Genomic DNA, 13742 nt, shown 5'->3' on the forward strand with positions numbered 1-13742 from the left:
AGCGCAGCCGGTTATCCCGGCTGCTGCTTATATGGGGATGGTCGCCCCCTTTTACAATACCAGCGGCTCAACAGTATATCCCAGGGCCTTGAGCGAGGCTTCAATCCGCGCTTTATCGCCCACCACCAGGATCACCATCTGTCCCAGATCCAGCTGCTTGGCCGCCAGTTGATTCAACTCGGCGGCACTGATGCTGTCGGTAATTTCCCCCTGGCGCACGGTGAAATCATCCTTTAGGCCATAACGCTGGATCATCCGCATAAAGCCCGCCTTCTGGAAAGGCGTTTCATAATCCAGTGCCTGTCCCTGGGATACCGAGTTACGCATAAAGGCCAGCTCATCGCCGCGGATCCCCTGCTCCCGATATTGGCCTATTTCTTTGACAAATTCTTTAATGGCCTCGGCGGTCACATCGGTACGCACGCTGGCGGTAGCCATGAACTTGCCGGTCTCCACACCGCCACTGAAGAAACTTCTGGCGCCGTAGGTGTAGCCCTTGTCTTCCCGGAGATTGAGATTGATGCGACTGTTGAACGCGCCACCAAGGGGATAGTTCATCAGGAAAGACTTGAAGTATTCACCTTCGGCATCATAGGGCATGGCCACCTTGCCAATGGAAATGACCGATTGGGCCGCCCCCGGCTTGTCGAGCAGGTACAGGGTGCCACCGGCAAGCGTTGGCAGTGGCGGCAAGGGCGGCACGGGCACGGCTTCCCCCTGCCACTGGCCGAGCACAGCCAATGATTTGAGTAACTGGTCCTTTGGCGCACTGGACACAGCCACTATCTGGGCGTTGCCGGCCTGGTATTGCAAGGCGTAAAAGTCTTTCACGTCTTTTAGCGTCAGCGAGGCCACGCTGGCCGCGGAGCCCTGGTCATTGACCCCCAATGGGCTGTCACCATATAGGAGTTTGGCAAAGGCACTGGATGCCAGGAAGTTGGGATCCGAGGCCAGATGCTGCAGAGTTTGCAGTGTCTGCTGTTTGGCACGCTCAAAGTCACCCGGCAACAAACCCGGTTGCAGCAGTTTTTCCTGCACTATGGCCAGCACGGCGTCCAGCTTACTGGTGAGCGTAGATATCTTGATGTGACTCTGGTAATCGGCAGCGGCGAATTCAACGCTTGCCCCCAACAACTCCAGGGCCTGGGTCAGCTCTTCGGTGGAGCGATTGGCACTGGATTCATTGAGCACAGAGGCAGTGAGGCTGGCCAAGCCGGCCTTGGCCACGGGTTCCAATCTGTGGCCGCCATTGAGATAAATGACAATTTCCGTGGTCGGGGTTTCGCGGCTTTCGGTGCCAAGTACCGCAATACCATTGGCCAGGGTGCTGCGCCACAGGGTCGGCACTTTGAGCACAGGCGCCTTGGCTGAGGCCGGCATGACGCTGCGATCAAAACTGGATATGGGCTTGGCGTCGTTTAACTTGCCTTCCACCGCCGATGCCGCCACCAAGGGGGCCGGCGCGCTGAAGTTATCCTCGGCGGCCGCGAGCGCCATGGCACCTTCAGGCACCACGCTCATCACCATCATAGGCTTGTCTTTGACATACTTGGCAAATACCCGCATCACGTCGGCCCTGGTCACGCTGGCATAACGCTCAAGATCGTGGGCCACCATGTTGGGGTTATCGAAAAAGGTCTGGTTGTAGGCCAGGGTCGACACCTTACCGCGCACGCTCTGGAGGTTGAATATGGTGTCGGACTCAAATTGCACCTTAACCTTCTCAAGGTCTTCATCGGTCACACCGCGGCTCTCGAACTCCTTGATGGACTCCAGCAACCTGGCTTCGAGCTCCTTGAGGCTGCCTCCGCGGGCCGGGTTGGCGAGCGCATAAAACGCCAGCTGACAGGCCAATTCCTGACAGGGATGGCTGGCACCGGCCTGCACCGCATAGCCGTCTTTCACCAGATTTTTGTATACCAGGGAAGTTTTGCCACCACCGAGAATATTGGCCAGCAGATCCAGGGCGGCCTCGTCTTCATGCTGGGCGTAAACAGTGGGAAACGCCAGACGCAGCAGCGGCAGGTGCACCTTGTCTTCCATGGAGATGTAGCGGGTCTTGTCCAGAGTCACCAGGGTCTTGGGCAGGGGCTGCACCTGGGGACCGGCCGGGATTTCACCAAAATACTTGTTCACCCAGGCCAGGGTTTGGGTTTCGTCAAAATCGCCGCCTATGGTCAGGGTCGCATTATTGGGACCGTACCAGCGCTGGAAAAAGTGTTTCACATCCTCGACACTGGCGCGCTCCAGATCTTCTGGCCAACCGATGACGGGCCAGGAATAGGGATGTCCGGCGGGATACAGGGCCTGATTAAATTTCTCTGACATGCGGCCATAGGGCTGGTTGTCGATGCGCTGGGCACGCTCGTTCTTCACCGTTTCCCGCTGGACCTCGAATTTTTCCTTGGTCAGAGCCGGTAGCAGGAAACCCATGCGATCAGATTCCAGCCACAGCATTTTTTCCAGCTGATTGCTCGGCACTGTCTCGAAATAATTGGTACGGTCTGTGTTGGTGGTGCCATTGAGTTCACCACCGGCCTCGGTCACCACCTTGAAATGCTGCTCATCGGCTACGTGCTCCGAGCCTTGAAACATCATGTGTTCAAACAGATGGGCGAAACCGCTGCGACCGGCGCGCTCCCTGTCTGACCCCACATGGTAGGTCACGTCCACATGCACCAGGGGATCCGAGTTGTCCTGATGCAGTATAACGGTCAGGCCATTGGCCAGCCGGTATTTCTTGTAAGGAATGCCAACCTGCTGCGAAGAGGGCGATACGGTTTCCAGCAAACTAATGCCCTGGGGCAATTCCGGAGCGGGACTTTGGTGGGCACAGCCGCTCAAAGCTGCCGATATCGCGGCGGCGAGGATCCATTTTTTCATGGCAAGTTCCTTATATACAAAGCAAATGATTCAGCCAAGGGCTGACTATAACAGACAATGACGCCGGCTCAAGCCGGGCCTGTTGCCGAGCTGTAAGCAGATTTTTCCACAAAGCGCTCCGGTTACCGGACTTGTGCATGTTGCAAAAGGGTGTCATGTTAACGACAGCAAAACAAACGCTTGCCGCACAATAAGTTATAAGAAAAACGTTTTGGTCGCACTCGCCCCCTGCCGTTACAATGACCTATGGTGGTTCTCGGCGGGCATCGACGGACAATGAGTGCCACACCAGCTAATTTCGGGGATCTGCATGTTGCTTCAAACACTTAATCGAATTCCATTCTGGCAGAAAGTGCTGCTGGGTTTTGCTCTGGGTACTGTCACCGGGGTCATTTTCGGCGAGGGTGCGACCCTGCTCAAGCCCCTGGGCGAACTGTTTATCAGCGCCATCAAGATGCTGGTTGCGCCCCTGGTGCTCTGTGCCATAGTGGTCAGCATCACCTCCCTTGGCAACGCCGCCAACCTCAAGCGCCTGAGCATAAAGACCCTCGGTATGTTCATGCTGACCGGCACCATAGCCTCACTGATAGGTCTGGCCGTTGGCAGCGCCATTGATATGGGTGGCTCAATGGCACTGGCCACCACAGAGGTGCGCGAGCGTAATATCCCCGGCTTTGCCCAGGTGTTGCTGGACATGATCCCGGTCAACCCCTTTGCGTCCCTCGCCGATGGGAAGGTGCTGCAGATCATCGTTTTTGCCGCCCTTATCGGTATCGCCATCAACGGCGTGGGTGAAAAAGCCGAGCCACTCAAACGCACCTTTGAGGCCGGCGCCGAGGTCATGTTCCAGCTGACCCGCATGGTACTGAAGCTGACCCCCATTGGGGTATTTGGTCTGATGGCCTGGGTGGTGGGTGAATACGGTCTCTCAACCCTGCTGCCCCTGGGCAAGTTCATCCTGGCGATTTATATTGCCGCCCTTATTCACATCATCTTTGTCTATGGCGGCCTGGTGAAATTCGGCGCGGGTTTGAGTCCGTTGCAGTTTTTCCGCAAGGCCATGCCGGCACAGCTGGTGGCCTTCAGCACCGCGTCAAGCTTTGGCACCCTGCCGGTAACGACCCGCTGTACCGAGGCAATGGGCGTGACCAAGAATTACAGCGCCTTTGTGCTGCCCATGGGCGCCACCATGAACATGGACGGCTGTGGCGGTATTTATCCGGCCATCGCCGCCATCTTCATCGCCCAGATTTACGGCATCCCGCTGGATATGACCGACTATATGTTGATTGCTGTGACCGCAACAGTGGCCTCGGTGGGCACAGCCGGGGTTCCCGGCAGCGCCATGGTGATGCTGACCGTCACCCTGGGTGTTATCGGCCTGCCTCTGGAGGGTATAGCCTTTATCGCCGCCATCGACAGGGTAATAGACATGATACGCACCTGTACCAATGTCACCGGCGACATGATGACCGCTGTGGTGGTAGGTAAATCGGAAGGACAATTGGATCTGGCCAAGTTTGAGCAGCAAGAATCCTCTGTCGAAGAAGTCGTGGAAGAAGAACAGGAAGAAGTCCGCGCCTAAAATGCAGCCAAACAAAAGGCCGCCTTGGGGCGGCCTTTTGTTTTACAAGCACTTGGTGATTCCGGTTATGGCGCCTAAACTGGATTCATCAACAATCACCAGTAAGTGCAATGACCAGACTCTTTCTTTTACCCCTGCTTCTTTGCCTGCTGTGGAGCGTGTTCCTGTACTTCAGGCGCATCCCCCTTGCCGAGGGTAAGCAAGGCTATGTTTATATTCTCAGTGGCAGTGGCATTCTGATTGCCCTGCTCAGCCTGCTGCTGTGGCTGACACACTGAGTCAGCCCAGTACCGCAAGCAAGATACCCGCTGCCACCGCACTGCCCAGCACACCGGCCACGTTGGGGCCCATGGCGTGCATCAACAGATAATTGTGGGGATTGGCTTCCAGTCCCACTTTATTGGCCACCCTCGCCGCCATGGGCACAGCCGACACCCCTGCAGCACCTATGAGCGGATTGACCTTGCCACCACTGAGTTTGCACATCAGCTTGGCCATCAATACCCCGGCCGCGGTGCCAATGGCAAAGGCTATGGCTCCAAGCACCAGGATCCCCAGGGTTTCCATGCGCAAAAACTGCGCCGCCGACAGTTTGGAGCCCACCGCCAAGCCGAGAAATATGGTCACTATGTTGATAAGCTCGTTTTGGGCGGTGTTGGACAGCCTGTCCACTACCCCGGACTCGCGCATCAGGTTCCCCAGGCAAAACATGCCCACCAGAGGCGTGGCCGCCGGCAGAAACAGAATTGTCAGGCCCAATACCATCAGCGGAAAAATAATTTTCTCCTGCTTGCTGACTTCCCGCAGCTGCTCCATCTTGATGGCCCGTTCCTGAGGTGTGGTCAGGGCGCGCATAATCGGCGGTTGTATGATGGGCACCAGTGCCATATAGGAATAGGCCGCCACGGCAATGGCCCCCAATAGCTCAGGTGCCAATTTGGAAGCCAGGAAAATAGCCGTCGGACCATCGGCGCCGCCTATGATGGCGATGGCCGCCGCATCCTTAAGGCTGAATTCAAACCCAGGCACCAGGTTCAGGGCAATGGCACCGATGAGGGTCGCAAAAATGCCGAATTGGGCGGCGGCCCCCAGTAACAAGGTTTTGGGGTTGGCGATAAGCGCCCCAAAGTCCGTCAGGGCACCCACCCCCATAAAGATCAGCAAGGGAAACACCCCGGTTTCTATGCCCACATGGTAGGCGTAGTACAAGAGGCCCCCCTCTTCGGTAAAGCCGGCATTGGGGATGTTGGCCAGCACGGCACCAAAGCCTATGGGCAACAACAGCAGCGGCTCAAATCCCCGCACTATGGCCAGGTAAAGTAACAGGCCACCCACTGCCATCATAAGCGCCTGACCGGCGCTGAAGTGGGCCAGGCCCGTCTCGGCCCAGAAGGCCAGCAATCCATCCATAACGTCTCCTAAAGCAAGGACATGGCTTTAAACCAATGACAAGAGCTGGGCACCGACCGTCACCGAGTCCCCTTCCTTGACCCACAGCTTGGCGATAACACCATCGGCCTGGGCGCGGATCTCGGTTTCCATCTTCATGGCTTCCAAGATGATCACCACGTCTCCGGCGCAAACCCTGTCTCCCGGCGATACGTGAACCTTGAAGATATTGCCGGACAGGGGAGCACTCATCTCCAGCCTGCATTCGCCTGTCTCAGGCACCACAGGGCTCGGCTTTGAGGCACCGCCAAGGGGTTGGATTTGGCTTATCTCACCGCCGGCGGACACCTCAACCACAAAACGCTGGCCTTCGACCGTCACAGTGTAGGTTTCAGGCCCGGTGCTGACGGATGGCGGAGGCTCAGTCCCCGGTGCAGGCTCAAAGGCATCGGTATTGCCGCGGTTGCGCAAAAATTGCAGCCCGATTTGCGGAAACAGAGCGTAGGTAAGTACATCGTCATCGAGGCCGTCACAAAGGAGAAACTGCTCACTGGCGGCGCGGGCACTGAGCTCACTGCGCAACCTGTCCAATTCGGGCTGCAGCAGATCTGCCGGACGGCAGTTGATGGGCTCATTACCCGCCAGCACCCGCGCCTGCAACTCGGGATTCACCGGCGCAGGGGTGGCACCGTATTCCCCTTTAAGCACGCCCTCGGTTTCCCGGGTCAGGGACTTGTATCTTTCTCCCATAAGCACGTTGATAACTGCCTGGGTGCCCACTATCTGAGAGGTGGGCGTCACCAACGGCAGGAAACCCAAATCTTCCCGGACTTTTGGGATTTCATCCAGCACCAGATCCAGCTTGTCCAGCGCCCCCTGCTCACGGAGCTGGCTCTCCATATTGGTGAGCATGCCGCCGGGCACCTGGGCCCGAAGAATACGGGAATCAATGCCCTGCAATGCCCCCTCGAAACGGGCATACTTCCTGCGGACCTTGCGGAAATAGGCCGCTATGTCTTCCAGCAGCGCCAGATCCAGACCGGTACTGCGCTCGGTATCCTCCACCATGGCCACCAGGGTTTCGGTAGCGCTGTGACCATAGGTCTGGCTCATGGAGGAAATGGCGGTATCCAGCACGTCTATGCCGGCCTCAATAGCTTTCTGATAGGTGGCGGTGGACAGTCCCGTGGTGGCATGGCAATGCATGGCAATCACCAGGCCGGTCTGACTCTTGAGTCGGCTGACCAGTTCAAAGGCCTCCATGGGCCTGAGCAATCCCGCCATATCCTTGATGCACAGGGAATCACAGCCCATGTCTTCCAGGCGTTTGGCCATGTCCACCCAGGTATCGAGATTGTGTACCGGACTGGTGGTGTAGGAGATGGTACCTTGAGCGTGTGCACCGACCTGTTTGACGGCCCGCACCGCTTCCTGCAGGTTACGCACATCATTCATGGCATCAAAAATACGGAATACGTCCATACCATTTTCGTGGGCGCGCTCGACAAACCTGTGCACCAGATCATCAGCGTAGTGGCGATAGCCCAACAGATTTTGTCCCCGCAGCAACATCTGTTGCGGCGTATTGGGCATGGCTTGCTTCAGCAGCCGCAATCTTTCCCAGGGATCTTCCCCCAGATAACGAATGCAGGCATCGAAAGTGGCGCCGCCCCAGGTTTCCAGCGACCAGTAACCCACCTGATCAAGTTTGGCCGCAATGGGCAACATATCGTCGATGCGCAACCGGGTCGCCAGCAAGGATTGGTGGGCGTCCCTCAGCACCACATCGGTCAGGGCCAGTGGCTTACTCATTGATTCTGTCCCTCCCGGGTTCTGTGTTGAAAAATGGCAATGCGTATGGCTTCAAGTACCTTTGGGTCCAGCCCCTGTGGAATGGCAGGCCGGGCAGCCGGAGGAACCGGCTGCGGCTTTGCCTCGGGGCCATAGAAACGCGCTACCCAATGAATACCGAGGATCAGCAGCCCAAGAAAGAGGTAAACCAGGCCCATACCCAATACAAGGAGCCAAAGGGCTTCTCCCAGTTGTGAAATGATCGATGTCATAGCAATACCTTTGTCTGTTCTTAACGCCGGAGAGCAGCGTGCCAAGTCCGATAGGGTGTCGAATCGAACGCAATAGCGCTGACAATAAGATAACCAATATACAACAATTCAGCCACAAGCTTTGTAAAATGGTATGACCAATGTCTAATGAGCTAAGACGGGGAATTCAGGAAAGTATCGTTTATATGCTGATTAAATGAGAAATCCATAACAAAATGCTCAATAAGCACACAATCATTATCGCTTTGTGGCTACAGAGCATGAGAGATAATCAGCTTGGATAGGTTGGACAGTTGGAAGAAATAAAAAAGCCCCTGAGTCAAACTCAGGGGCTTTTATTTGGTGCGCATGGAAGGAGTCGAACCTCCGACCGCCTGGTTCGTAGCCAGGTACTCTATCCAGCTGAGCTACATGCGCATAAATCGGTACTCGGGCGATTGCCTGTGAGTATAGTAAAGAATGGCGGAGAAGGAGGGATTCGAACCCTCGATGGGAGATAAAGCCCATACTCCCTTAGCAGGGGAGCGCCTTCGGCCACTCGGCCACCTCTCCGCGAATTTGGCGCGCATGGAAGGAGTCGAACCTCCGACCGCCTGGTTCGTAGCCAGGTACTCTATCCAGCTGAGCTACATGCGCATTGAATTCGGGTCAATCTTTAGGGACTCTTGGCGCGCATGGAAGGAGTCGAACCTCCGACCGCCTGGTTCGTAGCCAGGTACTCTATCCAGCTGAGCTACATGCGCGTTTCAAAGAGTCTGTGCAGTATTCTGAAGTCTGAAATGGCGCGCATGGAAGGAGTCGAACCTCCGACCGCCTGGTTCGTAGCCAGGTACTCTATCCAGCTGAGCTACATGCGCGTGATAAATCAGAAATACAGAAGCAGAAGTGGCGCGCATGGAAGGAGTCGAACCTCCGACCGCCTGGTTCGTAGCCAGGTACTCTATCCAGCTGAGCTACATGCGCGAATTGTTTTCTTTACTGCTAAAAACGAAAAAAGCTGGCGCGCATGGAAGGAGTCGAACCTCCGACCGCCTGGTTCGTAGCCAGGTACTCTATCCAGCTGAGCTACATGCGCACACTTTTAACGCTTTAAGAAAATGGCGGAGAAGGAGGGATTCGAACCCTCGATGGGAGATAAAGCCCATACTCCCTTAGCAGGGGAGCGCCTTCGGCCACTCGGCCACCTCTCCGGTTTTCTTGGCGCACATATTACTGTTTGACGGAAATAAGTCAAACCCTTTTTGGGAAAGGAATTCCGTTTGCCCTGTTTTTAATCAGCTGCTTTGGCAACGGGCTGAAATCCGCATTCATTCTGGAGCAACACTGCGAGTTTATTGAGCAAAAAATGATAAAAATCAAGCAGCTTCATCTAAAATTTGGACAATAAAAAAGCCAGTATAATACTGACTCTTCTATTGCCCTTTACAAGCAGTTGCGGGTCTCAGTAGTTACCGCCTTCTGAGGTACCGGTTTTCTCTGACTGAATACGCTGGTAGATCTCTTCACGGTGAACAGATACTTCTTTAGGCGCATTCACACCGATACGGACCTGATTGCCCTTTACACCCAGCACTGTCACTGTGACTTCATCACCAATCATCAGTGTTTCACCAACACGACGAGTCAAAATCAGCATTCGTTTGCTCCTTAAGTTCCCATATCATACACACGGCACTGCCCCGCATACGTCCTTATTATAAGGTCAGCTTAGTACAAATTAATAGTATTCAATACTAAAACCGTCATTTACTTACACCTTATTTAAGGCGAAAGCGTGATGCAGTGCGCGAACGGCGTGTTGTAGTTTCTCTTCAGCTATCACTACTGACAGCTTGATTTCAGACGTCGACAGTAGCTTAACCTGTATACCGACGCCAGCCAAAATTTCAAATACCCTGGATGCCACATCCGTCAGCGCCAGCTCGCCGTTACTGACAAGGGACACCTTGGCCAAACCGGTCTCGTAACTAACAGTGCCCAGCGAATGCTGGCTGCCAAGCTCGTCCAGCAATCTCAGGCACTGCTCCATGGCATTCACCGGCAAGGTGAGACCAAGGCCATCGGCCGCGTCGAGCTTGACCACCAGGTCGGTCTCCACGCCGCCATTGAGCAGGCACTGAAACAAGGCCTTCTCAATCTCGGTGTTTTTTGCCACCTCACTCAATGACACCAAGCCCAGGCCCTTGCTGACGGCTATCCCCACTATGCCGGCCTCGGCCATGTCGGTGCCGTCAAAGCGGATCAGGGTGCCGCTGCCATGCTCAAAGCTCGACAGCACCCTAAGAGGCACCCGGTAGCGCTCGGCACAGGCGACACTGTCGGGATGCAACACCTTGGCTCCCAGCTTGGCCATTTCATACATGGCCTCAAAGCTGATTTCATCCAGCTTCTGGGCACTGGGTTCCAGATTCGGATCCGTGGTGTACACACCGCAGACGTCGGTGAAAATCTGGCATTCATCGGCCTTCAGCGCTGCGGCTATTGCCACCGCCGTGGTGTCCGAGCCCCCGCGCCCCAGGGTAGTGATATCCCCCTGGGGGTCGACCCCCTGAAATCCCGCGACCACGGGGAGCACCCCGGAATCGAGCAGGGCCTTCAGGTACTCGGTTTCCACCTTGTCTATGGCCGCCCGGCCAAATTGGCTATTGGTCAGTATCTTCACCTGGCCACCGCACAGAGAGCGGGCCTTGACCCCACGCTTGCTCAGCGCCATGGTCATCAGGGCGATACTCACCTGCTCTCCGGTGGACACCAGCATATCCAGTTCCCTGGGGTGAGCCTTGGGATCCACCTCGGCCGCCAGGGCAAACAGACGGTTGGTTTCACCGGCCATGGCCGACAGCACCAACACCTGTTGCTCACCGTTAAAGTGAGCCTTGGCGATGGCATCGGCCACCGCCTCAATACGTTCGAGGGACCCAACCGAGGTGCCACCGAACTTCTTCACATAAAGTTTATTCACAAAAAGCCTGCTACTGCCCAGCGTGATACATGCCCAACAGACTTAAAATTACAGACGCTCGGTCAACCATGGCAACACGGAAGCCAGGGCCGCACTCAGCTTGGCCGGCTCGGTACCTCCGGCCTGGGCCATGTCGGGACGACCACCGCCCTTGCCGCCCACCTGGGCCGCCACCATGGCTACCAGTTCACCGGCCTTGACCTTGGCGGTCAAATCCTGGGTAACACCGGCAATCAGGTTAACCTTGTCGCCGGCACCAATACCCAGCACCACAACACCGGACTTGAGCTTCTGCTTCAGCTCATCCTGCAAACCGCGCAGGGCACCGGCTTCGACACCTTCCAGTTGCTTCACCAGCACCTTGATGCCATTGATTTCAACCGCATCGCCAGCCAAATCTGCGCTGGCCGCAGCGGCCAGCTTGTCTTTCAGCTGGGCATTTTCTTTTTCCAGTTGGCGGGCCTTATCGAGCTGCGCCTTCAACTTGGCCACGACAGAGGACGCATCGGCCTTGAGCAGGGCCGCGGCTTCTTCCAATTCGGCTTGCTGCTGGGCCACGTAGGCCATGGCAGCGGCGCCGGTCACGGCTTCAATACGGCGAATACCGGCGGCAATACCGCCTTCTGAGGTGATCTTGAACAGACCTATGTCACCGGTGCGGCCCACATGGGTACCACCACAGAGCTCGATGGAGAAATCACCCATGGTCACCACGCGCACCTTGGCATCGTATTTCTCACCGAACAACGCCATGGCGCCCTTGGCCTTGGCGGCGTCTATGTCCATTTCCTCAACACCCAGTTCATGGTTGCGACGAATCTGGGCGTTCACCAGTTCTTCCACCTGCTTGAGTTCATCGGCCTTGACCGCTTCAAAGTGGGAGAAGTCGAAACGCAGACGCTCAGGGTCAACCAAAGAACCCTTCTGGGTCACGTGACTACCCAGCACCTGGCGCAGCGCGGCATGCAGCAGATGGGTCACAGAGTGGTTCAACTGGGTGCGATGGCGCAGTTTCTTGTCCACCAGCGCCTTGACCGTGTCACCCACCTTGAGGTTACCGGACACCAGGGCGCCCTTATGGCCTGTGGCCTGACCAAACTTTTGGGTATCCTTGACGGCGAACTCCACACCATCGGCCAGCAACTGGCCCTTGTCACCCACCTGACCGCCGGACTCGGCGTAGAAAGGCGTGTTATCCAGCACCACCACCAACTCATCGCCGGCATTGGCCTGGGTTACGGCCTCACCATTGAGGTACAGAGCCAACACCTTGGCATCACCTGTGAGTTCGCTGTAACCACAGAATTGGGTGTCGGTATCTATCTTGAGGGCGGCATTGTAGTCGGCGCTGAATTGGCCGGCAGCCTGGGCGCGGCTGCGCTGTTCGGCCATGGCGGCATTGAAGCCAGCCTCATCGACCTTGAGGTTGCGCTCTCGGCAGACGTCTGCGGTCAGATCCACAGGGAAGCCGTAGGTATCGTACAGTTTGAAGACGGTTTCACCATCAAGGGTATCGCCCTTGAGCTCGGCCAGGGCCGAATCCAGGATCCCCAAACCACGCTCCAGGGTACGGGCAAACTGCTCTTCCTCGGCCTTGAGCGCCTTTTCCACTATGGCCTGTGTGGCCTTGAGTTCCTTGGCGGCATCGCCCATGGCCTCAATCAGGGTTGGCACCAACTTGTAGAAGAAGGTATCGATGGCGCCCAGCTTATTGCCGTGGCGCACGGCGCGGCGAATGATACGGCGCAGCACATAGCCGCGGCCTTCATTGGAGGGCATCACACCATCGGCCACCAGGAAAGCGCAGGAGCGAATATGGTCGGCAATTACGCGCAGTGATTTGTTTTCCAGATCGGTAACGCCAATGATCTCGGCGGCCTTGGCAATCAGCTTCTGGAAAATATCGATTTCGTAGTTGGAGTGTACGCCCTGCATGATGGCGGAAATACGCTCGATACCCATGCCGGTATCCACGGCAGGCTTGGGCAGCGGCTCCATGGTGCCGTCGGCATGACGGTTGTACTGCATGAACACTATGTTCCAGATCTCGATAAAGCGATCGCCATCTTCTTCCGGGCTGCCGGGACGGCCACCCCAGATGTGCGCGCCGTGATCGTAGAAAATCTCGGTACAGGGTCCGCAGGGACCCGTATCACCCATCTGCCAGAAGTTGTCCGAGGCATAGGGGGCGCCCTTGTTGTCGCCGATGCGGATAATGCTCTCGGCGGGTACGCCAATTTGCTTGTTCCAGATCTCGAAGGCTTCATCGTCTGTTTCATAGACGGTCACACACAGACGCTCTTTTGGCAATTTCAGGGTAACGGTCAGGAATTCCCAGGCGAAGCGGATGGCGTCTTCCTTGAAATAGTCACCGAAGCTGAAGTTACCCAGCATTTCGAAGAAGGTGTGGTGACGGGCAGTGTAACCTACGTTGTCCAGATCGTTGTGCTTGCCACCGGCACGCACGCAGCGCTGGGCTGTGGTGGCGCGCACATAGCTGCGCTTCTCCATTCCCAGGAAACAGTCCTTGAATTGGTTCATACCCGCGTTGGTGAACAACAGGGTGGGATCATTGCCTGGCACCAGTGAACTGCTGTCCACGACCTGGTGACCTTGTTGTCTGAAATATTCCAGGAAAGCACTGCGGAGCGCTGCTGTGGTTTGATACATGAAAACGTCCTGAATTATGAATTAGCCTGAATCACAAGCCGCAGCCAGGTTCCCGGGCTGCCGACGAAAATTTGGGGGCCATTATAACCATAAGCAAAGCCAAGATGATAGCGCCCTACCGAGAAATCCAGCACCGGTGCAGGCCTTGAACTGCCTTGGATTTTTGACTTTACGTTGGGGATCAAGTGAC

General features: G+C 56.2%; 9 protein-coding genes and 8 tRNA genes. 2 read left to right on the top strand and 15 right to left on the bottom strand.

Annotated features, from left to right (window positions below):
* Positions 1 to 51 precede the first annotated feature (51 nt).
* Positions 52 to 2883, bottom strand: a complete 2832-nt coding sequence (locus JYB84_RS12510) for a M16 family metallopeptidase (RefSeq protein WP_207320396.1) — start codon at positions 2881 to 2883, stop codon at positions 52 to 54.
* A 310-nt stretch (positions 2884 to 3193) separates the two neighbouring features.
* Between JYB84_RS12510 and JYB84_RS12515 the strand changes: the two genes are divergently transcribed.
* Together JYB84_RS12515 and JYB84_RS12520 are read left to right on the top strand one after the other, a co-directional pair.
* A complete protein-coding gene (locus JYB84_RS12515; protein WP_207320397.1) occupies positions 3194 to 4468 on the top strand; it encodes a dicarboxylate/amino acid:cation symporter in 1275 nt (424 codons plus the stop codon).
* A gap of 110 nt (positions 4469 to 4578) precedes the next feature.
* Positions 4579 to 4746 carry a hypothetical protein gene (locus JYB84_RS12520; RefSeq protein ID WP_207320398.1) on the top strand — a complete coding sequence of 56 codons (168 nt, stop codon included), beginning with the start codon at positions 4579 to 4581 and terminating at the stop codon, positions 4744 to 4746.
* A 1-nt stretch (position 4747) separates the two neighbouring features.
* Here JYB84_RS12520 and JYB84_RS12525 read toward each other — a convergent pair whose 3' ends face one another.
* From JYB84_RS12525 to alaS, 14 genes are all read right to left on the bottom strand, one after another.
* Positions 4748 to 5878: a sodium ion-translocating decarboxylase subunit beta gene (locus tag JYB84_RS12525; RefSeq protein ID WP_207320399.1), complete on the bottom strand. Its 1131-nt coding sequence runs from the start codon at positions 5876 to 5878 to the stop codon at positions 4748 to 4750.
* A gap of 27 nt (positions 5879 to 5905) precedes the next feature.
* Positions 5906 to 7669 (bottom strand): sodium-extruding oxaloacetate decarboxylase subunit alpha, encoded by a 1764-nt coding sequence (oadA, locus tag JYB84_RS12530; protein ID WP_207320400.1) that lies wholly within the window; start codon positions 7667 to 7669, stop codon positions 5906 to 5908.
* Positions 7666 to 7920 carry an OadG family transporter subunit gene (locus tag JYB84_RS12535; protein WP_207320401.1) on the bottom strand — a complete coding sequence of 85 codons (255 nt, stop codon included), beginning with the start codon at positions 7918 to 7920 and terminating at the stop codon, positions 7666 to 7668. The genes oadA and JYB84_RS12535 overlap by 4 nt, the downstream gene beginning before the upstream one ends.
* A 340-nt stretch (positions 7921 to 8260) precedes the next feature.
* A tRNA-Arg gene (locus tag JYB84_RS12540) sits at positions 8261 to 8337 on the bottom strand.
* A gap of 43 nt (positions 8338 to 8380) precedes the next feature.
* Positions 8381 to 8472 (bottom strand) — tRNA-Ser (locus JYB84_RS12545).
* Positions 8473 to 8479: 7 nt separating this feature from the next.
* Positions 8480 to 8556, bottom strand: a tRNA-Arg gene (locus JYB84_RS12550).
* A gap of 30 nt (positions 8557 to 8586) precedes the next feature.
* Positions 8587 to 8663: transfer RNA gene (locus JYB84_RS12555), tRNA-Arg, on the bottom strand.
* Between the two features lie 37 nt (positions 8664 to 8700).
* A tRNA-Arg gene (locus JYB84_RS12560) sits at positions 8701 to 8777 on the bottom strand.
* 29 nt (positions 8778 to 8806) lie between these two features.
* Positions 8807 to 8883: transfer RNA gene (locus JYB84_RS12565), tRNA-Arg, on the bottom strand.
* Between the two features lie 35 nt (positions 8884 to 8918).
* A tRNA-Arg gene (locus JYB84_RS12570) sits at positions 8919 to 8995 on the bottom strand.
* A 23-nt stretch (positions 8996 to 9018) separates the two neighbouring features.
* Positions 9019 to 9110: transfer RNA gene (locus JYB84_RS12575), tRNA-Ser, on the bottom strand.
* A 251-nt stretch (positions 9111 to 9361) separates the two neighbouring features.
* A complete protein-coding gene (gene csrA / locus JYB84_RS12580; protein ID WP_207320402.1) occupies positions 9362 to 9556 on the bottom strand; it encodes a carbon storage regulator CsrA in 195 nt (64 codons plus the stop codon).
* A gap of 114 nt (positions 9557 to 9670) precedes the next feature.
* On the bottom strand, positions 9671 to 10882 hold the full coding sequence (locus tag JYB84_RS12585) for an aspartate kinase (RefSeq protein ID WP_207320403.1): 1212 nt from the start codon (positions 10880 to 10882) through the stop codon (positions 9671 to 9673).
* A 48-nt stretch (positions 10883 to 10930) separates the two neighbouring features.
* On the bottom strand, positions 10931 to 13552 hold the full coding sequence (gene alaS / locus JYB84_RS12590) for an alanine--tRNA ligase (RefSeq protein ID WP_207320404.1): 2622 nt from the start codon (positions 13550 to 13552) through the stop codon (positions 10931 to 10933).
* Positions 13553 to 13742: the final 190 nt, after the last annotated feature.

Source organism: Shewanella cyperi (assembly GCF_017354985.1).
In the GTDB taxonomy this organism is placed as follows: Bacteria; Pseudomonadota; Gammaproteobacteria; order Enterobacterales; family Shewanellaceae; genus Shewanella; species Shewanella cyperi.